Below are 25,620 nucleotides of genomic sequence, written 5' to 3'. Positions count from 1 at the left end.
ATTACTCCTTCTTGGCGGCAACTTTTCTAGAAGTCAAAGCCAATTAAATTTTCTGCTATCTCATTAAAAGAATTTTCAGCTTCGTTGAAATAGGATTCCCAAGATTCTTTAGCCCAAATTTCAATTTTACTTGAAACACCTACAACTACACATTCTTTTTCAAGCTTAGCGTAAGTAGTCAGTGTGGATGGTATATTAATTCTTCCTTGCTTATCTATTTCAACTTCTGTTGCACCAGAAAAGAAAAACCTTGCAAATGCACGGGCATCCTTTTTCGTCATTGGCAATTCCTTTAATTTTTCCTCGAGTTTTCGCCATTCATCCATAGGATATCCAAATAGACAGTTATCAAGTCCACGTGTAATAACAAAAGTATTCCCCAAGTCTTCACGAAATTTGGAAGGAATAATAAGGCGTCCTTTTGCATCAACGGAATGTTGATATTCTCCCATGAACATGCTACTCACCCCACTTTAGTAAATAATGTACCACATTCCCCCACTTTCCTCCACATTTTTAAAGAGATTGTTAACTACTTTTTATAATTTGTGCATATAGTACTTTTCTACACCAACACACATGTGAAATTTGGCACAAAAAAGAAGTCGTCTCTTATTGAGACGACTTCTTACTATTGCACCCAAAGCTCTATATAGCAGGCCTCCGCCTTTATATTAGGTACAATTACCCAACAACATTAAACTCCTACTACATTTATTACAGAAGAATTACATAGTGCTTATTTGCAATTTCAAAAGGAAGTGAACATAGGTCCCTGATTAATTCGGGTCCGTATTGATTCAAATATTGGAATGGATTATATACTCTCTCTTGCAGACTATCATTTGGATAAATCTCAAATTGCATCGAATCAAAATGACGAATCGTTTTCTTATGCTTTATCAAGACTTGCTGCTCAATCTTTTTGCTCAAATAATCAAACTGTTTTTCATGATATTTTATATTTTTGTCCACAAGCAATTGCAATTCGATTTGCTGCGATTTTAAGTGGGCATTTAATTCTCTATAATGCTCTTTCACCAACATGTTTAAAGCAACTAGTTGCTCTTTGGCTTCCTTATCTTGAACACCGTCGATATATTCCGCTTTCAAAGCCTTGGCTTTGCCATCAATAATATCCAGAACCGATAATTGGTATGTTGAAAGAAGCTGATCAATTTTTCTGTCTACCAGCGTAATATTCAGTCTTGGCGCCAGAATAGGCATCTGTAAATCAAGAACGTTGAAAGCATCCTTTAATGTCGCCCAATAAGCTAGCTCTCCGGGACCACCGACAAAAGCCAATACCGGAATCGTCATTTCCTGCATAAGTGGTCTCGTTACTACATTATTGCTTAACATTTCGGGATTATTTTTTGCAACCTCCAAAAGCTGCTCCTTGGACATTTTAATGAAACCACTGGCATCTTGATAGAACTCAGCATTTCTTTCGAGCAAGAAGCGTTCGCCTTCCTGTACATAAAAAAGATTGGCACTTTCCGGACTAGCTTCTATCGGATTGCCAAACCCGGCGCCACTAAGAAGTTTCTCCCTTTCAACAACTGCTTCCGCAATTTTTTCATTCGACTCGATAATTTTGATAAAATATTCCGATTCATATTTCCTGAAAGGCTCATACGCCGCATCTATCATCAGCAATCCTTCCGTCTTGAACAATTCGTTCATTAAACGTGCGAAAAAGTCGGTGAAGGTCTTGCTTTGTTCGAGTTGGAATATACAATTTTCATAAAGCGAATGGGTATATTCGGTTTCTCCATAATCTTTGAAAATTGTACTTAATAAGCTTTTCAATTCTTCTTTATTAACATTTGTAGTCGAAGCCATCGTTTTCAATTTAGTTCGCTTACCGTAGACGCGTTTTTTTATTGAACCCTCTACAATTGTGAAAGTATGATTGATTTCATCCAAATCATGATCTTCCCCGGCAATCCAGAATATCGGGACTATTTTTTCTCCCAACTCCGAGCTCTGTTTTTTCGCCAGCAAAATGACTGAAATGGCCTTGTGAACGGAATATAATGGCCCGGTTAAGATCCCTGCCTGTTGGCCTCCGACTACTGCAACCGATCCATTCGCCAGAGCAGTTAAATTTTCCTCAACTTTTTTAGAAATACCAAAGGGTTCCATATATTGACGAACAATCGCGCTTAATTCCGCACTATAATAATGCTTCGATTTTAAGTAATTATAGCGAGTTCTATACGCTTCATCATTATACTTATATTCAAAAAACGACAGTAATTCTTCACTACCCGACCAATATTCAGCGAGTAATTTATTGCTAACTGGTATTTCAATATGCTCCAGCCTCATAAAAAATCTCCTCTACTCTACGAACAGTTTTCAACCTTGTTCTAATTTCTATCTAATCTTAGTTTTATCCCATTCCTTATTGTAAAGTATCAAACTTCTACTTCAAAAGAAAATGCTTAAATCAGCTAAAAGCATAATCAATTATACTTTGAACCAAACCAACAATCCAAATAACAAGAAACGCAATTGTCAGCAGAATAAAGTATAATCTCCATGTCTTCTTTAATAGTCGCAAAACTTCAATCTCTTTTTTCGTACGCCAATCTATGTATGTAAAAATAATGGCTATAACAATAGCTATAACAAAAACAAGTACATTATAATTCTTGTCCCATAAGCTTGAAATGGAAAGGGGTACAGAGAAAAACAGGATAATTGTCGTAGCATCACTTGCAAGCCCGAATGACTTTGACTTGCCTTTTTTCTGCTTGCGAGCTATAAAATATGTGATAAAGAATATAATAATAGGGAAAAAAATAAGGATACTCACTATGTATTGAATCAGTATTTTCACATTTTCTCACCGCTTCCTTCCTTTGCTAAAACTAATAAATACAATGTTTCCAAAATTGGTAAGTTCCGCCCAGCTTTTGCAGCTCTTTTTATAACCGCCCCGACAATTGTTTCAATTTCCGTCGGGCTGGACTTTAACATATCCCCTAACATGGAAGATGTATTAGAGGCAGTTCTCCGACACAAGTTCACCACGTCAGAAAATGAAATTCGGGACATTTCTTCCGGGAAAGCGTTCAATACCTCTTTATATATATTTTGGAGAAGCTTATAGCAGCTTGGATCTTCAACCAACTTCCCATTAGTAACATTTAAAACAGCTGTTAATGGATTGATAAAACAATTTAGTATCGCTTTCTCAAAAAGCATTTCTTCTGCACTTTTGACAAATTCAACTTGAAAAAACGAGTTGGGACTTTCCAATAAGAGCTTAAATGGATGTACATCCCCTTTTTCAACTGCAATTTTCATAACGCCTATACCTCGATGATGGACCATTACGTCATTTTCCCGTTCAGCACCGAATTGGCATGAACCAAAGGCAATCGAAAGTTGAGGTAAAGAGTCGGCTTCCTCTAAATGAGCCAAACCGTTTTGCAGGAAGAGAAGTGGGATTGCAGGATCCAAATTTTGCAGTGTTTCATAAACCTGTACAAGATGTCCATATTTGACTGCAACAATGACGAGCGCATCCTTGGAAAGATAAGATAAATCTGTGTATGCATCAACCCTGCATACAGTAGTCGTACCATCTATATTTTTCCGTACAAGTCCATTTTGCTTAAGGGTCCTTGCCTGGTCTTCCGTGTGTGTGATAAGAGTAACTCTATCATTATACTCCGCTAAAAAGCTAGCTATCAGCATACCAACCGAACCGCCACCAATTACAACTATTTCCATGATTCACCCTCCTATCCATTGTTCGTTCTCTAAAATAAAAGTTATCAAGTCTTTTTTAAAATGACAAGTTTGTCAAAAATCGCATAACGAAAATTAAAGGTCTACCAATTGGCAGACCTTGTCTTGTTGATATTCATTATAATGGATACACCAATTATTTACGATATGTCTGATGAAATTTATTTCCTATATAGGCATATTTTAGAACCCGACCATTACATTTTTAGGATAAGATCGAAATTATTAATAGAGCCGGATAAAAAAATAACACTGTGCATCACGAATACATCAAAGTAATCATGCATTTTTGTGCCGCCCATCTGTTGAAATTAATGATTTTCCATTAACTTTTTTCTCATTTAGGCGACCCTAAATACATTGATGCCATTTATAAAATACAACTTCATATGAAAACGCCTGAATCGGAAAATTATTCCATTATAACGGTTACTTTTTCTAACATAAACTGCTATGTCGAGATTTATTTATGCTGTTCTATAAAACTGGAACCTTGTTGAAGCCATTTAAGAATTTTTTCGTGTTCTGACTGCAATTCCCGATACCTAGTTTCTAGTTCGTTATATGCTTCGGTAAGTTCATCGAAACTATTGAGTGCTAGTTTTAAATGGCTGCGCATTAATTGCTTTGGACGTTTTCGTACACTATTAAGCATTTGGCCATACTGCTGCCTGAGTGTTTTATTCCAACGGAAGCCGCACGCTTGTTTTGTACGATTCAATAAACTTGCAGCTTCAGCAAAAGCTTCAAGTTGTGTTTTACCATTTTGAACAGCTTGAATAACGATTTCGGCTAATTTCTCATCGTCATCGGCCGTCCATTGATCTTTACGTCTTTTTCCATCCACTTCTATCACCTCGCATTTTTTACTACTATATGCAGGTAAATAGATTAAATAGAATAACAAACAATGGAAAAAGGATAAATTGTATTAACTTTCTTTCTACCACTTGTTTTTCGCAAAAAGAGTCGGCAAACACCTCACCTCCTCCAGAGATGAGCACCTTTTATTTTGTCTTGTTCAAAAACCGAGCGACCGCTTCATTGTGAGCATCGCTTTCCCATAGTTTTGCGCATAAACGAATTTCTTCCATCACACGTTCATACATATTTTTCTCTTTCCACTTACGAAGTTCTATTTCCTTATAAGCTCGATGGACATCTGGGTGGATATTTCTCATATCACCTATAAATGCTTCCAGCGCTTGTTCTTTCGAACCTTCGAATACACCCATAGCCCAACCCATTTCATAAAGAAGCTGTGCATCATACTTTTTCGATTCTATGAGCATCTTTAGAGCCTGATCATGCCGCAAGCCTCTTTCAAACAAATAGGTACCGCCCCCCCACCCACTTGTAATGGATAACGTGCCTTGTATAAAGCCACATTTTGCGTGACTTGCGACTAAACGAAAATCACAAGCGGTTGCTATTTCACAGCCTCCGCCGACAGCAGCGCCATTTATTAGCGCAATGGTTGGCACGTGCAAAGTCGCTAAATCGTATAGGATATTCCCCATTTTGCTTAACATTCCAAAAGCTTCCGCTTCCGTTTTAAGGAAATGAAATTCCGACAAGTCTCCACCCGAGCAAAAAGCTTGCTCCCCGCTCCCTGTAATAACGAGGAAGCGCACATCATTATGCTCTTTGATATATGTAATAACTTTCTTAAACCCTTCCATTACTTCGTCATTTATGGCATTCCTTTTTTCTGCTCGATCAATGGTGAAAGTAATGACTCCCTCATTTTTTTCTATCTTGTAAACCATACTAAAACATCCCCCTTTAGCTTCATGGATACTTAAGAATTAACTAGACCATACAAATTAAATAGTACGGGAGGAATGAACTTATTACAAGAATAGAACCGATTTCCTTTGTCATGCTGGGATAAAAAGAAAAAAGGCTACTAGAGAGCCATGGCCTCTCTAATAGCCTTATTTAGTAAATACTGAATTATTTACTAACTACTTCTTTACCTTTGTAGTGTCCACAAGCTTTACATACGTGGTGAGCTAAAGTTGCTTCGCCACAGTTTGGGCATGCTACCATACCAGGTACAGATAATTTGAAATGCGTACGACGCTTTCTTTTTGCAGTTTTAGAAGTTCTTCTAAATGGTACAGCCATTATTGGCACCTCCTTACAGATTATCTATTCATCTGTTTGATCAAAATACTTAGCTAAATCAGCAAGTCTTGGATCCACTTTTGGTTCGTCATTTTCCTTTTGACGAGCTTCATCTTCATCTGTTGAATAGCTCCAGTTTTTGCCTCCCTGTACTTTTCCTTCAGTGTCTTCTTTAAAAATCTGCATAGGCACTTCAAGTAGCACAAGTTCTTCTAAAACTGGATTAAAGTCGATAACTTCACCATCAATATAATGTATATCACCATCGTCATTACCACGATGTTCAGGATCTGCCCAGCTGAATATTTCAACTGTATCAACTTCTATCGGATATTCAACATCCTCCCAAGTCCTAGAACATGGAAGAGTTAATGTCGCTGTCATCGTAAATTGACATGTCATTTGCGATGCACCGAAAGTACAGTGTCCTTTTACATGAACGGGTGAAATATGACGAATATCATTGTTTCGCTTCATTACATCATCCAATTGTACTTCTGCATCAATCGGCATCCCATTTTGGCGATACTTCGATAATTGATGAATTGACCATTTCATTCACTAATCACCTCGAGACAACAATGTTGATTATATAATGTGTATTTTTAGATGTCAAGATATTTTCTTGTCACTATACAAATTGAGTAATATAATTTAGATAAATCATAAAAAACGATAGATAAGAAAGATTTCAGAATATAGTCCAATTCATCTTTCTTGTTTACTAATCTTTGGTATCTTTTTCTTAAAAGTCTTCCCACATAGGAGTGTAACATATAATGAAAGCTGTAGGAGTAGTTGTTGAGTACAACCCATTTCATAATGGACATTTTTATCATGTAAGTCAATCGAAAGATCGGTCAAATGCCGATGTGGTTATCGCTGTTATGAGTGGGAACTTCTTGCAACGGGGTGAACCCGCAGTAATAGATAAATGGCATCGCACCAAAATGGCTTTGAAAAACGGTGTAGATATTGTGATTGAACTTCCTTATGCGTTCTGTACCGGGCATGCTACTTTTTTTGCTGAAGGTGCCATTCAACTATTGGAGGCTATTGGCTGTACGAATTTTGCTTTTGGAAGTGAAGAAGGCACGATTCACCCCTTTCTGAACACTTTTACATTATTAAAAAGCCACGAAGAGCAATATAATGCACTCATTAAACAGTATGTTTCAACTGGCATTAGTTATCCCCAAAGTCTATTCAAGGCATACGAGGAACTCCGCCAAAAGGAACAAGGGCATACAATAGATTTATCAAAACCCAACAACATTCTCGGTTATCACTATATAGAAGCTGCCAAACGTTTAAATCTAAACATTGAGCCTATGACGATTCCACGGATTCAGGCCGGCTTTCATGATGACATAAATACCGAGTCTACCATCGCCAGTGCAACCGGAATAAGAAAAGCTATCTTTGAGCAGCAATCTCTCGAAGAAATCGTACAATTTGTACCGGATGAAACATATATGCTACTAGAAGAATGGCAAAATAAGTATATTTCTTTTATACAGTGGGAAACGTTTTGGCCATATTTACGCTTCGCCATTTTACGGCATACACCGGAGCAATTGACCCGTTTCGCAGATGTCAGTGAGGGAATAGAATTTGCCCTCAGCAAGGCTGCGAAAAAGAGTAATTCTTTTAACCAATTCATGACCTTAATCAAGTCTAAACGATATACATGGACAAGACTCCAGCGAATGCTGACACATATATTCACAGGTATTACAAAAGAGCAACTACACAATTCCTCGAAACTATCTTATATTCGATTATTGGGGATGACGAAAAATGGGCAGGCGTACTTATCAAAACATAAAAAACAGTTTCCGTTACCTTTAATAAGCCGTGTTGCATCCACAAACGATCCCATGCTGTTATTGGATATCCGCGCAACCGATATGTATGCTTTGGGGGTGGAAATGGCTTCCGGAGAGCTGATTGCCGGGGACTACCAAACTCCTCCGATTCGTTTATAGGCCTCGTCTCTATGCTGTGTAAGCCATTTTTTTCTGTTACATTAATGCAATAGTCCTTGCCAAAAAACAGGGGGAGAAAAAGTACAGTGACTTTTTCTCCCCCTTAAACAGTTAATCCTTTTTTGGTTGAAGCTTTTCTATATAATCAATAGCATCATCGATTGTTTTCACGGGCACAATCTCCATATCCGTATCAATTTTTTCTGCAGTCTCGACAGCAACATCGTAATTTGATTTTAGGTTTGGATTGATTTGAAGCATTGCTTGGGTAATTTCATCATCCGGTGCGAAAAAGATTTCAACCCCATCCCTATCGGCTGCCACTACTTTTTTCTCAATCCCGCCAATTCGTCCAACCGTGCCATCTTCATTCATTTCACCTGTACCAGCTATGCTGTACCCTTTTGTTAGATCATCATCGAGTAATTGATTTAAAATTTCGAGAGTGAACATTAGGCCAGCCGAAGGTCCACCGATTTTATCCGCGTCCACTTTAACATTTGGATCAGTTTTGATTAATTTACTTTCAGAGTATGTGATACCAATCCCTACTTTTTCACTGCCGGGAATCGGTTTCAATTTGATTGTTCGATCCAACAGCTTGTCATCTCGGTCGATAACTAGTTCAACTGCTTCATTCTCTTTTTTTGCACTTAAAATTTCCGTAAGCTCCTGTGCTTTTTCGATCATGACTCCGTCGATTTCAACTATTTCATCACCCGGTTCCAGCTCTCCATCTGCCGCACCATCTGCCAGCACATTTAGAACAGTCACACCGTGATACTCAATTGTATATGGTAGGTTTGCTTTTTGGAAGGCGACATATAAAGCATTGAATTGTGAATCCGACATTAACTTTAATTGACGGACACTATATTCTTTTTCGTCTTCTTCCTCTTGTCTAACCTCTTCTTCCTTAAATACTTCCTCATACTCACTAAAATACGAAACAGCATATGTAAGAGGTGTTGCTTGAGCCATTGCCACCGTCATTAGACTCATGGTTCCTTCGTGGTTTTTATCCCCGTCTTCCACCGTAACAAATTCACTCACATTATAAGCACTACCGGGCTTCATAATATAGTAGTCCAATTTGTAAAAACTCAAGAAAAAGACGATGACGAACAGGATGATCATATATAGGAACGATTTTCTCATATGTATAGCACCTCCTAAAGTAACCTTTTAAGACTAAATTTTTAACACATCGCATATATTAGTTTAGCATTTGCGGAAATGGAAAACAAAAATTTGAAAAGAGATGATGCTTATTCCTGCACTCTATTTATTTATTTGTATCACATTAATCTGTTTATTACTATTTTTCCCAGGGATTGCACACGAAGGTACAGATCTAGGTGTCGAATTATTTATGGAGGCTCTATTTCCCTACTTATTGCCCTATTTAATCCTAACTCAATGGTTTATCAGGTTAACGCCAAATACAAGCAATTCCTCATCCAGGTTCAAACTCTATTTTAAAACATATGGCATCAGCGCTCTTGGGGGATTTCCGACAGGGGCTGCGACGATTACTTATTTGAAAAAAAGCAAACAAATATCACTGCGTGAAGCAAATATTCTTTTAAGCATTTGTCATAGTCCAAGCCCTCTTTTCGTATTGGGATTTGTCGGCAATGATTTATTAAATGATACAACTTTCAGCTGGCAGTTTTTGATTTTGTATCATATCGTTTCACTTTCCATTTTATGTGGGGTATTTTTTTATTTTCGCAGAGAGGACAAGGGAAAACCTGTCGCCACCCCTGAACCGGCAACAAAACAAACCAATCCTTTTACAAGCAGTGTGAAGGATAGTATCCCTACAGTCCTGGTTGTTGGAGCGACGATCATCTTTTTCACAACAATTTATACGGTTGTCATGCATTCTGTTAAAAGCTTGGTCCCTGACATACATAATAATGTCATGCTGCTGATTGCAGCAATGCTGGAAATGACAAACGGTTTGCGAATCGGACAAGAACTGTTCGCCGATCAACATACACTTCTTCTGGTCCTTATGGCTACCTTTCTAACAAGCCAGGGACTGAGTATCCATATGCAAGTTGCCGTTATTGCAAAAGGCGAACACCTATCCTTAAAACCATATATTTTGATGAGGGTGCTCTATGTTTTATTGATTCCTGCCCTGTTCTATCTGCTCTTCCTGTGAGAAACATTCTACAAATCACTGTCCTTTGGCTTACGGAATAAAAAACGACAGAATCCTATTTTAGGGTTCTGTCGTTAATTTTATACCGCAATGTTTAGGCTACTTATCAAACTTTTCCAGCAATGCCTTCTCTACTATTTCCGGTACAAGTCCAGTGACTGTACCGCCGTACTGAGCCACTTCCTTCACAATGCTTGAACTTAAAAAAGAGTATTGGTTTTTTGTCATAATGAAGAAAGTTTCAATCGATTCATCCAAAAATTTATTCATTGATGTGATTTGCATTTCATACTCAAAATCTGATATCGCACGCAGCCCGCGAACGATCGCCTTGGCATTTTTAGCTCTTGCATAATCTATTAATAATCCTGAAGAGCTTTCAATACGAATATTCGAAATATCCTTCGTCACTTCCGAGATTAACCCCATTCTTTCGTCTATAGTAAATAGTGGTTTCTTGGAAGAATTATTTAAAACAGCTACATAAATAATATCAAACACGTCTGCGGCCCGTTTTATAATATCTAAATGTCCATTCGTAATAGGATCAAAACTTCCTGGTACAACTGCAATTTTTTCAGACAACGACTTCTCCCCATTTCCCTTCAGCAAAATTCCTAAAGTTCATTTCGATAAATTGATATAATGGTTCCCCCATATGTTTCTTGCCTTGCCAGAGTGTACTTTCCATAGCTTGAAGGCAAGTTTACTTCTACAGAATGTTCACAGACAATAATAGCATCCTCGGACAGCTTCCCATGATCCACTAAAGAGTTCAGCAAATCATAGTATTCCTTTTTATGGTAGGGAGGATCCAAAAATAAATAATCCAATTGTATCTCTCTTTTTAAAAGCCCTTTAACCGCCCGAGCAGCATCCGTCTTGAATGTTTCCGCCACCGCCTCATAACGGCATTTTTTTATATTTTCCTGCAACGTTTGAAAAGCTCGCCCATCCTTTTCAACGAATATTGCCTTGCTGGCACCTCTGCTTAGCGTTTCAATACCAAGTCCCCCACTGCCTGCAAATAAATCCAGTGCAATCCCGCCAGAAAAGAAAGGTCCAATCATATTGAAAATAGATTCCTTGACTTTATCCGTAGTCGGTCTAGTAGTCGTCCCTGTAATTGCTTTTAAAGGCATCCCTTTTCTTTCGCCTGCTACAACTCGCATTTTTATCACCAAGCCTTTTATAATAGCTAGAGCTCCAAACTCATTAAATCTTTTGTCTATTATTGCTGTTTAATCGTTATCGAATCCTCATTCTTTTGTATATCTACACTAAATAATTTTTGCAACCATGTCTCTTCCATATAAAGTGTATCGGCTATAAGCGTAAGTGGTTCGGAAATTGTATTATATCGTTGATTATTGTAAACATAAAACCCGTAGCCTTGAGGGAATCTAAACTTTTGCGTTTCATTCTGGACGTAATATCCATTTTCCCCCAAGTTAGTTTGATAACCTAAGCTTTTCAACAACGGTTCAAGAGGATAGAGAACTTGTCCGTCTTCCAAAATCACCTTCACATTTTCTCTTAATTCACTTTCAACATACACTTTCCTGCCGTCATTGAACAAGAACGGGTGAATTCGATCAGTCTTTTCATTCATCGCGAAGTATTCCGTAGGTTGACCAAAAATTTCCGTTAATAAATCGTCCAATTTTTCCGATGTAACATCGGTCCTTTTAAGGTCATTCAATTTTTCTACCCAGTTCAGTTTCTGAGTGTCCGACAGTTCGCTATTCAAAGTCTTGACCATTTCAATCGATTTATTGCTGCCAACTGGAGAACCGGTTAAAAATGAGGCAATCACTTCACTTAACCACTGTGGAGCTCCTTCCAGACCATACGATGCTTTAACTTGCGAAAGAATTACCTTATCTTTCATCGAAGCAATTGAAAGCTCGTCTGTAAAGAAAATACGGTTTCCTTGTTGAACAGGATTATTCTTACCTTGGACAACGACTATATGATCTTCACTCAAAGTTGTTAAATTTTTTAATTTTTTTAGTAGATTTTCGTCCGGACGCTTATGCGAATAAATTGATAAATGGTCTGTCACTTCATGAATACCCATTACTCCGCTTTGCCAATAAATTTCCGAAATATCTCCTGTCCCACCAAACATTGAATAGTTGACCATGGATAACGACTGATTTCCTATTAACGGTAAACCAGTTATCCATTGCCCTTTCACTTCACTATCTGTTGAAATATGTACAGTAGAATATCCTGCATCCCCATTTTTAAGCGTTACAAAAATATCCTTTAATAAACGGTTGGACTGAAGCCCACCCTCTAATGGAATGATGTACGATAGAGAAACATTTCTATTCGTAGAAGCCTTTAATTTTGTTTTGTCCTCGCTCAAACGTTCGCAGCTCGTCTCGGTTTCTAAAAAACAATCTGTACTGATGGCTAAGTTCGGCCAAGATAAATCGATGGACTGGTCTGTTAAATTGTGTATATGCTGACGGATATCTAAACTTCCACTTCGATATGTAATTTCAATTTCCTGAGTATATGTAAAATCACCTTCTTCGGTATCAAGTTTATCTGAAAACACTTGATACTGAAGGAAAAGCGTCCCGCAAATTACGAGCAGTAAAATTCCCAAAAAACTAATTGCATATTTCATGTGCCTTCCCCCCTTTCGTCGTGATACTATTGTTATCGGAAAGGATGTGTGAAAGTTGATTCAACAATTTATTGAACTCGGACGAGGGTATGGAGACATTTATGAACTGTGTGAACTCATCAAAACAAATGAAAAAAGATATCATCATGCTTTTATTTTTATCTCAAACAAAGGTGATTCACAGGTTGCTTCCATCGCCGTCGCTTTAAAACCGGTTGGAGATAGTAAGTTTATGCCGATATATGTATGTCGTGAAGGAATTCCATATAATCCTGATAAACCTTCTAAACGACTTGAAATATTTGAAGATACTTTGCATGAACTAGGAAAAAAAGCCATCCCGATGGAGATTAAACACTCCTCGGTTTTTTCTGAGCCGGTACTGTTTTACCAGCATTTAATCGGCATTTTACGAATGAATCATTTTATCCCCCCAAAACAATAGAAAAGCGGAAGGTGCTCGATCAGCTCCGCGTCGGCGAAATCGCAACGTCCTGTTGCATCGCCGACATGACGCACATCGTGTGCGCCTCAACTATTGGAAGAATCCAACAAAAGGACGCTCTTTGTCTTCGCAGGCGATTCCTAACTGCGCAAGGAGCTAGCACCTTCAAACGGGCAAGATAAGGATTCTATTCTTTTAAAAAAACTATTTATAAACCAACTTTATAATCATATTCCTTCGCTTTGTCCGGTTTGGCATTTTCAAACTCTGTTTTCAAAAATGGGCGATACGATTCTACAACGTCTTTCACAAAAGGGAGGCGTTGTATTTTATATTTTGTGCCTTCAATTTCTTGGCGATTACAATAAATCACAACATATTTCAGTTTTCGAGAAATATAATGTACATGTCCATATTTCCTTAAACTTTTTGCATGTTTCAGCTGATGAATGTATACAATTAACCCTTGTCGTTCTTGCATTTCATTTCCCTCATTTCTTACATAAAAGAATACCATAATGTCAATTTTGATAGCAACAGAGTTTAGTGACACCCGTGTATAATTTCCGTTATAATCATCTAGAGAGAATTTACAATTCTTTTACTTTCATTTTATTTACTTAGGACCATACCGGTGGTGACAAAATACTACTTTCTTGAGTATCTCCTTAACTTCAAAAGAATATCTCACCAAATGAAAGTTGACTTAAAATGACCATTTTCCAAGAGGTACTTGCTCAACATCAAAAATGATGATTACTGACGAAAAACAATGTTGAATACTAAACACTCAGCCAGGATTGAAGGAGGATTTTCATGGGTAAAAAAACAAAAGTAGCGATTGCGATTGCAGCGGCCAGTGCGGCAGCTTGGGCAGGCAGTAAAGCGATCATTAAACCTCAAAAAAGAGAAGATAAAGAAGTTCTGCAATACGGCAGACCAATCGTACTTGCTCATCGAGGAGGCTCCCGCTTAGCCCCAGAGCATACAATGATTGCTTTTGAAAAAGCGCATTCTCTTGGAGTGGATGGTTTTGAAATTGATATACGCTTAACAAAAGATGAGGAAATTGTCGTATTCCATGATGAAACAGTGGATCGCACCAGCGATGGTACGGGATCCGTAAAAGATTATACTTTACAGGAATTAAAACAACTAAATTTCGGATACCATTTTGAAGATTTGGATGGAGAATTCCCATATAAGGAGGAAATGGTAGAAATCGTTAGTTTGCGCGAACTGTTCGAAGCTTTCCCCAATATGTATATTAATATCGATATTAAAGATCATCCTGACACGTATGAAGGAAGCCTGATGCCTTCCAAACTATGGAGGCTCATCGAAGAATTCGATGCACAAAACCGCATTGTCATCACAAGTTTTTATAGTGAGCAAGTGGATCGTTTCAATCTATATGCCCAAAACCAAGTTGCTTTGGGGGCAGGGGAAAATGATGTAAGAAAAGCCTTTACAGCATTCACAAGTCAATTTGGACACCTGTATCACCCAAAAGTGGACGTATTCCAAATTCCTGTGAAACACGGTATGGTTTCATTGGATTCTCCAAGGTTCATCGCCTTTTTAGCAAAGCTGAACATTCCAGTCCACTACTGGACGATAGATGATGAGGATACGATGGTAAGCCTTGTCAAAAATGGTGCAAAGGGAATCATTACGGACCGGCCTGATATTGCTGTTTCAGTTCTACAAAGTATGGCGGAAGAGTCAAACGAAGCTGAATAAAATATAAGGGTGACCCACAATTGAGTCACCCTTTATTAGTTATACAAAAAGATTGTCCTTTTAAGCTGAGCAAGAACAGCTTCCACCAGTCCCACAGCCCGTTCCACAAGAAGAAGAGCTTGTTGCAAAGAACGGATTACTTACCGGAACCTTTACAGCTTCTGATACAGACTTTCCAATAATCAAGCTTAGTTCATCTAGCAAGTCTTGAAAGTCATTTTCTGCTACCTTCAGATTCGCAACCCGCTCATCTATATCCAGACTTCTTTTCAGCTGACGAATTTGCTTCATGATTGTATGATAATCAGGATGGTATTTGCCAAATCGTTGGACATCCTCATATTGTTCTTTCATGCGTTTAAATACAGAAATTTGGTGGACCAGATTTTCATCACCATAAACATCCTCATATGCATTGCGCAACCTTTGAGCTTGTTCTGATGAAAGAATCATCGCACTTATTTCATCTGCTTCATCTAAGATGAAGGCCCATTCTGATGTCATTATCATCATTATTTCCTCCAATCTACTATCACCAATCATAGCAGAATTCTAAAGAAATTTGTATTAAGAAGTTACGAATTTTAGTGGGGGATTTATTTTTGTTGCTGTAAAATCCCAAAAATGTAGAGGTGGGCCATATTTCGACAAAACAAAGACGAATGGCATTCGGTTTTTGCATTATTATGAATCTATGAAAAATAAACGTTTTGCACCCGCAAAAAATCCCAAAAGTTTAATAAACAACTTTTGGGACACCCTTAGTTCTACACAAGATCTCTTGACACTTTATCGAGTGCAAGTTTCACGCTTTCATAATCAGAGAAGTTAATTTCCACCGAACCTATTGTTTGTGTTGTTTCGTGACCTTTTCCAGCAATTAAAATAGTATCCCCTTTTTTTGCCTTACGGATTGCCGTTTCAATCGCCTCTCCCCTGTCTAATATCATTTCGTACTGTTGTTTCGGAGAAAATCCCGCAGCAATTTGAGCGTTGATGAGTTCGGGATCTTCGCTGCGAGGGTTATCCGTCGTCAAATAAATCATGTCTGCATATTTTGAGGCAACAGCACCCATCTTGATTCTTTTGTGTTTATCCCGGTCACCGCCGCAGCTGAATATGACAACTAAATTTCGTTTGACAGTTTTGTTCAAAGTTTGCAAAACTGCTCTTAATGCTGCTTCTGTATGTGCATAATCAATATAAATATCGATGTCTAAATTATTTTCAATTACTTCTAGCCGGCCATCCGGCAAAGTAAGCTTATTTACGGCCTCACAAATATCCTCTATGGAAAAACCAAGTTCACTTACAGCTGTAATGGCTGCAATCGTGTTTTGTAAATGGTGCTCCCCGACAAAAGGAACCGCGAATACTTTCTGACCCTTATTGCTTTGCAGGCAACATGTTGAGGTCGTCAGCCCTTCAGCAAGGAGCTGGAGTTGATAATCCACTCGATTTCCAAGACCAAAATAAGCCTTTTTCTTTTTTGCTTGGAGACCTACTGTTCGACAAAAGGAATCGTCCCCATTTAAAACAAGTTGATCTGAAAGTGTGGCAAGCAGTTGTTTGGCAGCTTTATATTTATCATAGGACCCATGATCTTCAATATGATCCTCCGCCAAATTTAAGAAGACCCCAATATCGATCGAACAATCGTCCAGGCGATGTTTTGCAAGCCCCATAGAGGAAGCTTCCAAGACGACATATTCCACACCACGGCTAACCGCTATTTTCAATATCTTGTGTAGATGTTTCGGCTGAAGTGTAGTTAAATGCTCGTAATCTATATTTACTTCAACACCGTTAATGTAGATTCCATTTGTTCCAATGACTATTACGTTTTTATGTAGTGCGTGTAGTATCTGTCCGATAAAATGACTAACTGTTGTTTTTCCATTTGTACCTGTAATTGCGATAACTTGCATTGCATCAGCCGGAAATTGATTTAGTTTTGCAGCACTATATGACATAAATTTCAAGACGTTGGGAACCCAGATGACCGGAACAGTTAATTTTAGAGAATCCAACTGCTTTTCATCTTCAATGACGATACCGATTGCCCCATTTTTTATGGCCATATCCACATATTTTAAACCATCGGATTTTCGGCCTTTACGTACGATGAATAAATCGCCATCTTTGACACCTTGTGCATAATCCTCAATTCCAGTTACTTCAACTCGAATAGAACCACCTTTTACTGTACATGGCCATTCTTTTAAAAGTTCTGCTAGTTGCAAGCTGTCACTCCTTTTCCCTATTTTATGCCTAGGTTCCAATAGTGACACTAAATTTTCGTGGCTTAAAAATTATTATAAAAAAAGAACCTCTATAGCCAATCTACTCGACTAGGAGGTCCGTTAACACTTTATTCTTCCAATTGACCCATCTCTTCTTCAATAAAGATTTGAGTATAATAGTTCATGAATGATCCAGATCCCACATGAGTATACGACTCATCCAGCATATACTTGCGATGTGCATTTGAATTTAGCCATCCATGTACTGCCTCAATCGAGTCAATATAGGAGGTGGCGATATTTTCCTCTGCGTTCTTATACTCGATTTTTTCAGATTCCAATCTTTCCTTTAAGGACCCCTTGGTTGGTGATTCATGGGACAAATAACTTTGGGAATACATTTCTTCACTATGCTCCATAGCAACCATTGTTGCAGCATCATGAGCGGCCAGGATCGGTAGTTCATTGTTGACTCGGAATACATTCAACAAGTCATAAATTTGCGTTGCATTCGACCTATTACTTTCTTCTATTAGATAGGAAGTTGGATTAGGCGGTGACAACAACTTGCCGACAAAAGACATTTCATAGGGACGGTGTATGACCAACGTTCTGCTGTCCATAAATCGAACGCCGCTTAACGTACCTGTTTCACTGTCGATATAAAGCTGTGCGAAAAGACTATCGAACTTCGTTAAAATCCTCGTATTCATATCATCTTCACTCATCGAAAACGTATAAACATTATCTTCGATTGTTGTGCTCACTTCTGAATCTATAATCGACATACCATAAATGTCTTCGAGAGATTGCCCCATTTTATAAGGACTAATATCAGACATTTCTGCATTCGTATATGCTTGCGTTACAACACCATTGTTTACGGCAAACATAAAAAACTCGCTTGGGTTTTGATTGTAGACCCACCATTCATAACCATAGGCTGATTTGTCGAGGCGTGATGGATCGCTATAAACTTTTAATAGTTCATTACTACTCTTGCCTATCATTGTCGACAATCCTGTTTCTGGACGTGGCAAGAACTCCTCGGAAGTTTCTGGTTCATTGATTGTTTTGGGAAAAATTTGAGAAGTAGAATTCGGTCCTTCTAAAGGTTCGTAATTATTTGTGCCTGTAGAATAAAAAAAGATAATTGCAAGAAAAGAAAGGACTATCAATATTCGAAAAAGAGTTTTCATTACGGTCTCTATCCTTTATATTTATTGGTACTATTATATCAATAATATAGTTGTTGACACAATGTTGCCATTGAAACTAAAGAAATTTTCCTCTATTATAGAAAATGGGCGTATACTTATGTATGAGTTAGCTAAAGGAGGATTTTTTAATGTATTTCGATAACAAAACACTTGAAAATATAACTGCTGAACAGGAATTGCTTGTTAGCGTTATGGAAAAGAACGGACTTGAATGTCATGGTGCTTGGGATTTTGATCGTATGACTTTCGATAAACGCTTTGATTTAAAAGAAGGTCGTTATTATTTACGTGTATTCTGCAAAGCAATTTCCGGAGACGTAGGTAATCGCTCAGCTGTATTGACAATTGCCAAGCCTGCACTTGGAAAATACTACTACCCACATGGTGTTGAGTACGGTGAAGATGAAGTATTCCCGAAACATCTTGTAACACAATGTGAACAAATTTTAGAAAATGTAAAAAAAGAACTTGCCGCTTTTGGCGTTGTAGCTTAATAGCTCATTTTAAAAGGACTTGGATGAATACTCCCAGTCCTTTTTCTATTAAACTAGTAAATAGATTAGCAGTATCAACATAAATTCGGTCCCCACAAAAACTTGCAGCATTTTGGAAAAGAAAAAAACAGCCCTTTAAGATAAGCTAAAAGGCTGTTGATCATAGACTAGAACCCCAATATTGCTTTGATGAGTGAAGTTGTTTGGCCACCATGGTAAAAGACATATAAAAGCAAGTAGACGGCTACTCCGGTAATTGCTACGAAAAACCAGATAATGCTTGTTATGGGTCCGATTTTACGGTGAATGCTCAGTTTCGTTTTTAACCCTGTCATAATACTGACAATACCGAATACTGCTCCAACTGTTGCTAAAGTAATATGGAAAATTAAAAATAACGTGTAATAAATTTTCAAATCATCCGGACCACCAAATGATGTATTCCCGACAAAAATGGTTCTTGAAGCATAAATGATAAAGAAAATTAATGCCGATACCCCTGCAGCTAGCATTACTTTTTTGTGTGCTTCGATTTTTTTCTTGTAAATTAGACCCCATCCAATTGCGACTAACACAGCACTAATAACAATAAATGAAGTACTAATTGTAGGTAGAATAGGTACACTCATTTTACATTCTCCTGACATTTAGTAATATAACTTTTTTAGTGAAGACAGTAAATGCCTTACTCTAGCTCTATGCTAAAATTGTTGACTCTGCTTTTTTGCTTGAAAATCTTTCAATGCATTTTCAGTAATCGCCTTATCATCTTGCTTTTCTTGTATCCACCAATTTCTGAACACAGTAGCTAGCACAATTCCGAAGATAATCTCCTGAATGATTTTCATTAAAACGCCACCTAACTGTTGATCTTCAAGTGGTTTCATATTGTTGAAAAGTTCCGGACCTGAAAGTGATAAACCAGATAATGTTGCAGCTGGAACACAAAGTTCCATCGCTTTTAACCAAGATTCCCCTTCCGTATATGTTGAATACATTGGATTAGGGTTAAAAATTATTAAAGCACAAGCTGGCGTGATTAATACCGCATTGGCAATAATATAAGCTATTTTGTACAAAGGTTTCATTTGCTTACGACCCGGGATATGACCAAACAAAGGCCAGTTCATGAAAAAGGCCGATAGAAATAGGAAGAAAGAGAAAATTCCATGCAATGTTTCATTAAGCTTGATCGTATCAAATATACCCGGCATATGATACAACGAAAACATCATGGCAAATACAAATGCGGAAACAACAGGCTGTGTAAGGATTGCAAATATGCCCCTAACAACTGGTGCTTCCACAACTACTTTCCACACCCACCATGGTATACCTTTTATAATAAGCATCGGTACCAGCAATAGAAGAAACGCCATTTGTACCATATGATATGTAAACATAATATGAGACATTAAATCGATTGGAGATCCCTTAATCACATACAACAAAATCATTGCTAGTATAAAATAAGCCGCTTCGCCTTTTTTCAGAGGTTCGCTAACTTTAAAATCTTTTCTCCAGACAACTGTCACTAAAAAATAGACAACAGTGATAAACAAAATAACTCCTATTAAATAAGGACTCCATAGTGCTTGGAAACCAAATATATTTAATGGCATAATCTTGAGCTCCTTTAAACTTCGGTAGTTCTATTATAGAACGCTTACATCGTAACATCAATGAACGAAGTATGACAATTAAAAGCAGTTTCATGGCTAAAATATTATATTGAAACAATGTTTATAATTGGCTAAAAAAGAAAACAAGTCGCTCGAAAAGATGAGCGACTTGTTTATCCAACATTCTTACCACCAAATGATTGTTAAGAATGTTAAAAACATCGTAAATGCGATTACTGCACCAAACCATACAAATGTAGAAATAACACCCATGTGGCTGGCTTTTTTGTCATCCATATGCATGAATGAATATAATTGTAATACAACTTGAACACCAGCTAATAGAAGAATAACAGGCTTAATGAAATAAGCTGAAAAATCCGCTACTACAACTGCAAACGCCAAGAATGTTAAGAAAATCATAATAGCAAAATTGACTACTTGCTTACGCATATGAACCGCATTGTGATGGCGATCATATTCATACTGCTTTTTAGATTTTGCTTGAAACTGTGTATCGTGTCCCATATTATCCTAACACCCCCATCAAGTAAACTACAGTAAAGATGAATACCCAAATTACATCGATAAAGTGCCAGAAGATAGATGCTGCATAGTATTTCGGCGCATTATATAGGTTTAATCCACGTTTTGCATTACGAACGATTAAACATACAATCCACACCAAACCAATGACTACGTGCAATCCGTGTGTTCCTACCAATGTAAAGAATGCAGACGAGAAGGCTGATTGTGTATAACCAAACCCAATGTGTACATAGTGATAGAACTCATAAATCTCAAGCGCAAGGAATCCAAGACCTAATAGTACAGTAATGCTCATCCAAATTTGTACGCCTTTGAAATTATGGTTTTTCAAGTGATACATTGCATAAACAGAAGTTAATGATGATGTTAAAAGTAACATAGTCATTACAAATGCTAAAGGTAATTCAAATAATGAAGCTGCAGAGAACTCCATACCTGCCGGGCCTTTATCTTTCAAAGAAAGGTAAGTAGCAAACACACTGGCAAATAGTGTGATATCACTACAAATGAAAATCCAAATTCCTACGAATTTGTTTTTCCCTTCCAAAGTTGCTTGTTCAGCTTTATCGGGCCAAGTTTGAGGGGTGAATTTAGTTTCTTCCATTATTTGTTACCCCCATTTCCATAAAGATGTTCTTCAGTTGCTACGATTTCTTCAACATGAACATGGAAACCAAGATCATCTTTAACAGAACGAACGATCATAGCACCAACAGTGATTGCTAAACCTAGAATCAATACCGGAATTGCCCAAGCTTTTCCGTCTGGATGATATAGAGCACCAAATGCTGCAACAAACATACCGATTGACATTACCAAAGGTAAAATCGAATTATTCGGCATGTGGATGTCGCCAAGCGGCTCTGCATAAATCATGCCTTCTTTGTTTCCATCATGTTTTTCCAACCAATACGGGTCATATCCACGTACAAGTGGTGTTTGTTTAAAGTTATAGAACGGTACTGGAGTTTTGATAGCCCACTCAAGTGAACGTCCATCTCCCCAATAATCGCGGCAATTTAATGGTTTAGATTTAGCAGTGATAATGATGTTGATCACTAATAAAACGACACCGATCGCCATTAAAATAGCACCGATTGATGAAATAAAGTTAAATAGATCCCAACCTTGATCCGCTTGGTATGTGAATACACGACGTGGCATACCCATTAAACCTAGGAAATGTTGGATGAAGAATGTACAATGGAATCCAATAAAGAAGATCCAGAAAGTCCATACTCCCAATTTCTCGCTTAAAGCACGGTTGAACATAATTGGCCAATAGAAATGCATCGAACCAAAGATTGCCGTAACGATACCACCAACAATTACGTAGTGGAAGTGAGCTACGATAAAGTAAGAATCATGTAGTTGGTAGTCAAGAGGTGCAGCAGCCTGCATAACTCCTGTTACCCCACCAGCTACGAATGATGGAATGAAACCAAGTGCATAAAGCATTGGTACAGTTACTTTTACCGATCCGCCCCAAATGGTCATAATCCAGTTAAATACCTTCATACCAGTTGGAACGGCGATTGCCATTGTAGCAACCGCAAAGATTGCGTTAGCTGTTGCACCAAGTCCAGTCGTGAACATATGGTGGGCCCAAACCATGAATCCTAGGAAACCGATTAAAATCGTAGCGAATACCATCGAAGAGTATCCGAATAAACGTTTACGAGCAAATACCGGAATGATTTCTGAGAATAAACCGAATGCCGGTAAAACTAGGATATATACTTCAGGGTGACCAAAAATCCAGAATAAATGCTCCCAAATAATTGTGTTACCACCCATAGTATGATCGAAGAAGTTAGCATCGAACATACGGTCAACCAACATTAAGAATAAACCTACTGTTAGCGGAGGGAATGCGAATGTAATTAGAGCACTTGTAATTAAAGTAGTCCAAGTAAACAATGGCATACGCATAAATGTCATACCTGGTGCACGCATTGTAATGATCGTAACGATGAAGTTAATACCAGAAATCAACGTACCAGCACCAGAGATCTGTAAACCTAATACATAAAAGTCAATACCATGTCCAGGAGAGTATAACGCTAAAGAAGCATAGTTAGTCCAACCAGCATCAGGCGCTCCCCCTAAAAAGAATGATAAGTGTAAAAAGATTGCCCCCAAGAAGAACAACCAGAATCCTAAAGAGTTTAGGAATGGGAAAGCAACGTCACGCGCACCGATTTGTAACGGTACGACTGCGTTCATAAAGCCAAATAGCAATGGTGTTGCTGCTAAGAATAGCATCGTTGTACCATGCATTGTTAATAATTCATTGAATGTACCGGCTGAAACAAAATCATTATTTGGTATCATTAACTGAAGACGCATTAATAACGCTTCAAAACCTGCGATTGCAAAGAATAAAGTCCCGGCAAATAAATACATAACGCCAAGTTTCTTATGATCGACAGTTGTTAAATAGTCCCATAATGTTGCTCCAAAGCCCTTATTATTTGTAACTGCGGCAGAGCTCACAACTTTTACCTCCTTCAAGTGTTACTATCTAGTTCGTATTATTCTTCGATAGATAATCCCATAATGTAATCTGCAACTGCGCTAATTTCCTCATCGGAAAGTTCACCATATTTACCAGTCATCAAGTTTCCTGGTTTAATGCTTTCTGGATCTTTAACCCAGTTTTCTAAACTTTCTTTTGAATGTTCAAGCACACCTGCAACACGATTACGATCACCAAATGTCGTTAAGTTTGGTCCCATTGCTCCCGATGCACCAACACCAGATACGGCGTGACACATTAAGCAGCTGTTCGCAAATGTTTGTTCACCTAAATCAGTTGATTCAGCAGAAGCAGTTTGTCCTTCTGTAGCTTGCATTGCAGCAACCCAATCGTTGAATCCATCACGGTCAAGCACTTTCACTTTAAAGTCCATTAAAGCATGTGAAGGACCACAAAGCTCAGCACATTTACCATAGAAAACACCATCTTTAAGGTCTGCTGACTCTTTTCCAAATTCTAAATAGAATTTGTTAACGTTTTCTACGTTTGTATCCATTTTACCGCCGACAGCCGGAATCCAGAATGAGTGTTTTACATCGGCAGCTTTTAAATTAAAGTAAACTTTTTCATCCGTAGGAACAACAAGTTCTTGAGCTGTTACAATACCTTGTTCTGGATATTCGAATTCCCACCAATATAATTTCGCAGTAACATTGACTGTCAATGCTGTTTTGTTACCTTCTTCATCTACTTCATCCATCGCTTTAACATCCGCAAATTTGTAAGTAGAAATTAAAGTCGGAACCGCTAAAATTAAAAGTAAGATAATTGGGATAACTGTCCAAATAACTTCTAATGTATGACTTCCTTCTACCTGTTTCGGCATGTAGTCCTCACCCAATTTAGAACGGCGAGCCTTCATAAAAGCATATAAATAAAGAACTGATACTACTATTGTTACTAATGCCATAATTGCAATTGAGAATAATAGTAAATTAAATTGTTCTTTCCCCACTGCACCTGTTGGTTTAAGAGTTGTAATATACTCTTCACCACATGCAGAAAGAAATACTGTCATTACAGCTAACAGTGAGAAAAGACGCCATTTTTTAAGCCCTTTCATCATAGCTTAATTAACCCCTCTTTCTTTGTTGTATTTCATGTGTAACCATGACATTGGTTTTTTAGTTCTATGTGAATCCCTATTAAGAAGAATTCCAAATGTAAATAAGCACAATCCAAGGAGCATTTTCAAAATTGAGGTTAATGAACTGTTTTCCTCTGTGTGCCCATAACTAGAACCATACGTGCCAGTGATCCATTTTCAATAGTGTAGCCAAAAATGAGTCGGCCTGTACAAAGTATTTCTCTACATAGCACTAAAACAATCTTCATAATACCATATTCACGTTAGATTGTTTTAACATTTCTACAGGTAGCATTGGTATTTATGCTGTTTGATATTCCTAGGTACAATTATAGCCTCTTAGCAAAATGATTTTAGGAGCTATAAACAACCACCAGTTAGCTTTATACCAAATGTATTTCACCTTAATCTACAGTAGTAAATCAGAAAGAACTTGTATACTTCGATACTGGCCTTTCACCATTCAACCTCTAAAAAATGATTATCGCCAGCTACCCAAATGGTTACACAAATTGGCAACTTTTATTGCCTTGCATAACAAAACTTCACCCACAAAATCTGAAAGAGTAATATTCAACCGTCCTTTTGCTTCTCATAATTTAATGAAGATAACCCTCACTTGCTTTCTCATTTCATACCTTGATAACAAACCGTTCTACTAAGAGTTGTTAACTCTTCAAACCCAATAAATTGATCTGGATAAGAATTAAAGTTCTATTTTTAATAAGTGCAGAAAATCTTTAGAATGCGAGTGATTGAGGTCAGCAACAGCTAACACGTTGCAGCATAAAATGGCTCATTTTATTTCTTTCATTTTTGTAAGCATATTTCGCTAACAATAACTATATCGAAATTTGTCCTGGATTTCTAGACATTACGTTAAATTTCAATGAAGTTTGTCAAAATGCATGTTATGTTAGCCAAATGTAATATGAACATCTCTATAGTAATGCATTTTATGGGAACATTTGTGAAGGTAAT

General features: G+C 37.6%; 27 protein-coding genes. 5 read left to right on the top strand and 22 right to left on the bottom strand.

Going from position 1 to position 25,620, the window contains the following annotated elements; genetic code table 11:
- Positions 1-26: 26 nt before the first annotated feature.
- The 8 genes from mraZ to CD33_RS16620 all read right to left on the bottom strand — a co-directional run bounded on the left by mraZ (position 27) and on the right by CD33_RS16620 (position 6,453).
- The gene (mraZ, locus tag CD33_RS16655; protein ID WP_036202735.1) at positions 27-458 is read right to left on the bottom strand and encodes a division/cell wall cluster transcriptional repressor MraZ; all 432 of its coding nucleotides are present in this window, start codon (positions 456-458) and stop codon (positions 27-29) included.
- Positions 459-717: 259 nt separating this feature from the next.
- Entirely contained in the window at positions 718-2,334 is a 1,617-nt protein-coding gene (bshC, locus tag CD33_RS16650; protein WP_036202732.1) for a bacillithiol biosynthesis cysteine-adding enzyme BshC, read from the bottom strand.
- 121 nt (positions 2,335-2,455) lie between these two features.
- The gene (locus tag CD33_RS16645) at positions 2,456-2,824 is read right to left on the bottom strand and encodes a DUF3397 family protein (protein WP_258517063.1); all 369 of its coding nucleotides are present in this window, start codon (positions 2,822-2,824) and stop codon (positions 2,456-2,458) included.
- A 20-nt stretch (positions 2,825-2,844) separates the two neighbouring features.
- Positions 2,845-3,747 (bottom strand): ketopantoate reductase family protein, encoded by a 903-nt coding sequence (locus tag CD33_RS16640; RefSeq protein ID WP_036202726.1) that lies wholly within the window; start codon positions 3,745-3,747, stop codon positions 2,845-2,847.
- 481 nt (positions 3,748-4,228) lie between these two features.
- Entirely contained in the window at positions 4,229-4,612 is a 384-nt protein-coding gene (locus tag CD33_RS16635) for a transcriptional regulator (RefSeq protein WP_036202723.1), read from the bottom strand.
- A 160-nt stretch (positions 4,613-4,772) separates the two neighbouring features.
- Positions 4,773-5,534, bottom strand: a complete 762-nt coding sequence (locus CD33_RS16630) for an enoyl-CoA hydratase/isomerase family protein (RefSeq protein ID WP_036202720.1) — start codon at positions 5,532-5,534, stop codon at positions 4,773-4,775.
- A gap of 187 nt (positions 5,535-5,721) precedes the next feature.
- Positions 5,722-5,895, bottom strand: a complete 174-nt coding sequence (rpmF, locus tag CD33_RS16625; RefSeq protein WP_036202717.1) for a 50S ribosomal protein L32 — start codon at positions 5,893-5,895, stop codon at positions 5,722-5,724.
- A 24-nt stretch (positions 5,896-5,919) separates the two neighbouring features.
- Positions 5,920-6,453: a YceD family protein gene (locus CD33_RS16620; RefSeq protein WP_036202714.1), complete on the bottom strand. Its 534-nt coding sequence runs from the start codon at positions 6,451-6,453 to the stop codon at positions 5,920-5,922.
- A 221-nt stretch (positions 6,454-6,674) separates the two neighbouring features.
- Between CD33_RS16620 and CD33_RS16615 the strand changes: the two genes are divergently transcribed.
- Positions 6,675-7,883: a nucleotidyltransferase gene (locus CD33_RS16615; protein WP_036202711.1), complete on the top strand. Its 1,209-nt coding sequence runs from the start codon at positions 6,675-6,677 to the stop codon at positions 7,881-7,883.
- Between the two features lie 111 nt (positions 7,884-7,994).
- Here CD33_RS16615 and CD33_RS16610 read toward each other — a convergent pair whose 3' ends face one another.
- On the bottom strand, positions 7,995-9,041 hold the full coding sequence (locus tag CD33_RS16610; protein WP_036202708.1) for a SepM family pheromone-processing serine protease: 1,047 nt from the start codon (positions 9,039-9,041) through the stop codon (positions 7,995-7,997).
- Between the two features lie 214 nt (positions 9,042-9,255).
- Here CD33_RS16610 and CD33_RS16605 point away from each other — a divergent pair, with 214 nt between their 5' ends.
- Positions 9,256-10,056: a hypothetical protein gene (locus CD33_RS16605; protein WP_258517059.1), complete on the top strand. Its 801-nt coding sequence runs from the start codon at positions 9,256-9,258 to the stop codon at positions 10,054-10,056.
- Between the two features lie 99 nt (positions 10,057-10,155).
- On the opposite strand, the gene coaD is transcribed toward CD33_RS16605, so the two are convergent.
- The 3 genes from coaD to CD33_RS16590 are packed head-to-tail and all read right to left on the bottom strand — an operon-like array spanning position 10,156 to position 12,697.
- The gene (coaD, locus tag CD33_RS16600; protein WP_036202705.1) at positions 10,156-10,641 is read right to left on the bottom strand and encodes a pantetheine-phosphate adenylyltransferase; all 486 of its coding nucleotides are present in this window, start codon (positions 10,639-10,641) and stop codon (positions 10,156-10,158) included.
- A 32-nt stretch (positions 10,642-10,673) separates the two neighbouring features.
- Positions 10,674-11,228, bottom strand: a complete 555-nt coding sequence (gene rsmD, locus CD33_RS16595; RefSeq protein ID WP_036202702.1) for a 16S rRNA (guanine(966)-N(2))-methyltransferase RsmD — start codon at positions 11,226-11,228, stop codon at positions 10,674-10,676.
- Positions 11,229-11,287: 59 nt separating this feature from the next.
- Positions 11,288-12,697, bottom strand: a complete 1,410-nt coding sequence (locus CD33_RS16590; RefSeq protein ID WP_036202698.1) for a hypothetical protein — start codon at positions 12,695-12,697, stop codon at positions 11,288-11,290.
- Positions 12,698-12,752: 55 nt separating this feature from the next.
- Between CD33_RS16590 and CD33_RS16585 the strand changes: the two genes are divergently transcribed.
- A complete protein-coding gene (locus CD33_RS16585; protein WP_036202693.1) occupies positions 12,753-13,142 on the top strand; it encodes a DUF7147 family protein in 390 nt (129 codons plus the stop codon).
- A 208-nt stretch (positions 13,143-13,350) separates the two neighbouring features.
- Here the strand turns inward: CD33_RS16585 and CD33_RS16580 are convergent, their stop codons facing one another.
- On the bottom strand, positions 13,351-13,623 hold the full coding sequence (locus CD33_RS16580) for a YlbG family protein (protein ID WP_036202690.1): 273 nt from the start codon (positions 13,621-13,623) through the stop codon (positions 13,351-13,353).
- A gap of 335 nt (positions 13,624-13,958) precedes the next feature.
- Here CD33_RS16580 and CD33_RS16575 point away from each other — a divergent pair, with 335 nt between their 5' ends.
- Positions 13,959-14,885: a glycerophosphodiester phosphodiesterase family protein gene (locus tag CD33_RS16575; protein ID WP_036202687.1), complete on the top strand. Its 927-nt coding sequence runs from the start codon at positions 13,959-13,961 to the stop codon at positions 14,883-14,885.
- 60 nt (positions 14,886-14,945) lie between these two features.
- Here the strand turns inward: CD33_RS16575 and CD33_RS16570 are convergent, their stop codons facing one another.
- The 3 genes from CD33_RS16570 to CD33_RS16560 all read right to left on the bottom strand — a co-directional run bounded on the left by CD33_RS16570 (position 14,946) and on the right by CD33_RS16560 (position 18,327).
- Positions 14,946-15,395 (bottom strand): YlbF/YmcA family competence regulator, encoded by a 450-nt coding sequence (locus CD33_RS16570; protein ID WP_036202684.1) that lies wholly within the window; start codon positions 15,393-15,395, stop codon positions 14,946-14,948.
- 257 nt (positions 15,396-15,652) lie between these two features.
- Entirely contained in the window at positions 15,653-17,128 is a 1,476-nt protein-coding gene (locus CD33_RS16565; RefSeq protein ID WP_036202681.1) for a UDP-N-acetylmuramoyl-L-alanyl-D-glutamate--2,6-diaminopimelate ligase, read from the bottom strand.
- A gap of 128 nt (positions 17,129-17,256) precedes the next feature.
- Positions 17,257-18,327 (bottom strand): CAP domain-containing protein, encoded by a 1,071-nt coding sequence (locus tag CD33_RS16560; RefSeq protein ID WP_036202678.1) that lies wholly within the window; start codon positions 18,325-18,327, stop codon positions 17,257-17,259.
- Positions 18,328-18,476: 149 nt separating this feature from the next.
- On the opposite strand from CD33_RS16560, the gene CD33_RS16555 reads away from it, so the two are divergent.
- A complete protein-coding gene (locus CD33_RS16555) occupies positions 18,477-18,842 on the top strand; it encodes a YugN family protein (protein WP_036202676.1) in 366 nt (121 codons plus the stop codon).
- Between the two features lie 167 nt (positions 18,843-19,009).
- Here CD33_RS16555 and CD33_RS16550 read toward each other — a convergent pair whose 3' ends face one another.
- The 6 genes from CD33_RS16550 to coxB form a co-directional block, all read right to left on the bottom strand.
- Entirely contained in the window at positions 19,010-19,471 is a 462-nt protein-coding gene (locus tag CD33_RS16550) for a DUF420 domain-containing protein (protein ID WP_036202673.1), read from the bottom strand.
- Between the two features lie 72 nt (positions 19,472-19,543).
- On the bottom strand, positions 19,544-20,464 hold the full coding sequence (gene ctaG / locus CD33_RS16545) for a cytochrome c oxidase assembly factor CtaG (protein WP_036202670.1): 921 nt from the start codon (positions 20,462-20,464) through the stop codon (positions 19,544-19,546).
- 186 nt (positions 20,465-20,650) lie between these two features.
- Positions 20,651-20,992 (bottom strand): cytochrome C oxidase subunit IV family protein, encoded by a 342-nt coding sequence (locus CD33_RS16540; protein WP_036202668.1) that lies wholly within the window; start codon positions 20,990-20,992, stop codon positions 20,651-20,653.
- 1 nt (position 20,993) lies between these two features.
- A complete protein-coding gene (locus CD33_RS16535) occupies positions 20,994-21,617 on the bottom strand; it encodes a cytochrome (ubi)quinol oxidase subunit III (protein WP_036202665.1) in 624 nt (207 codons plus the stop codon).
- Positions 21,617-23,509, bottom strand: a complete 1,893-nt coding sequence (locus CD33_RS16530) for a cytochrome c oxidase subunit I (protein ID WP_036202663.1) — start codon at positions 23,507-23,509, stop codon at positions 21,617-21,619. Before CD33_RS16530 ends, CD33_RS16535 begins: the two co-directional genes overlap by 1 nt.
- A 38-nt stretch (positions 23,510-23,547) precedes the next feature.
- The gene (gene coxB / locus CD33_RS16525; protein WP_036202660.1) at positions 23,548-24,618 is read right to left on the bottom strand and encodes a cytochrome c oxidase subunit II; all 1,071 of its coding nucleotides are present in this window, start codon (positions 24,616-24,618) and stop codon (positions 23,548-23,550) included.
- Positions 24,619-25,620 lie beyond the last annotated feature (1,002 nt).

This window comes from Ureibacillus sinduriensis BLB-1 = JCM 15800 (assembly GCF_000772955.1).
Classification (GTDB): domain Bacteria; phylum Bacillota; class Bacilli; order Bacillales_A; family Planococcaceae; genus Ureibacillus; species Ureibacillus sinduriensis.
This window is presented reverse-complemented; position numbering and strand designations above follow the sequence as displayed.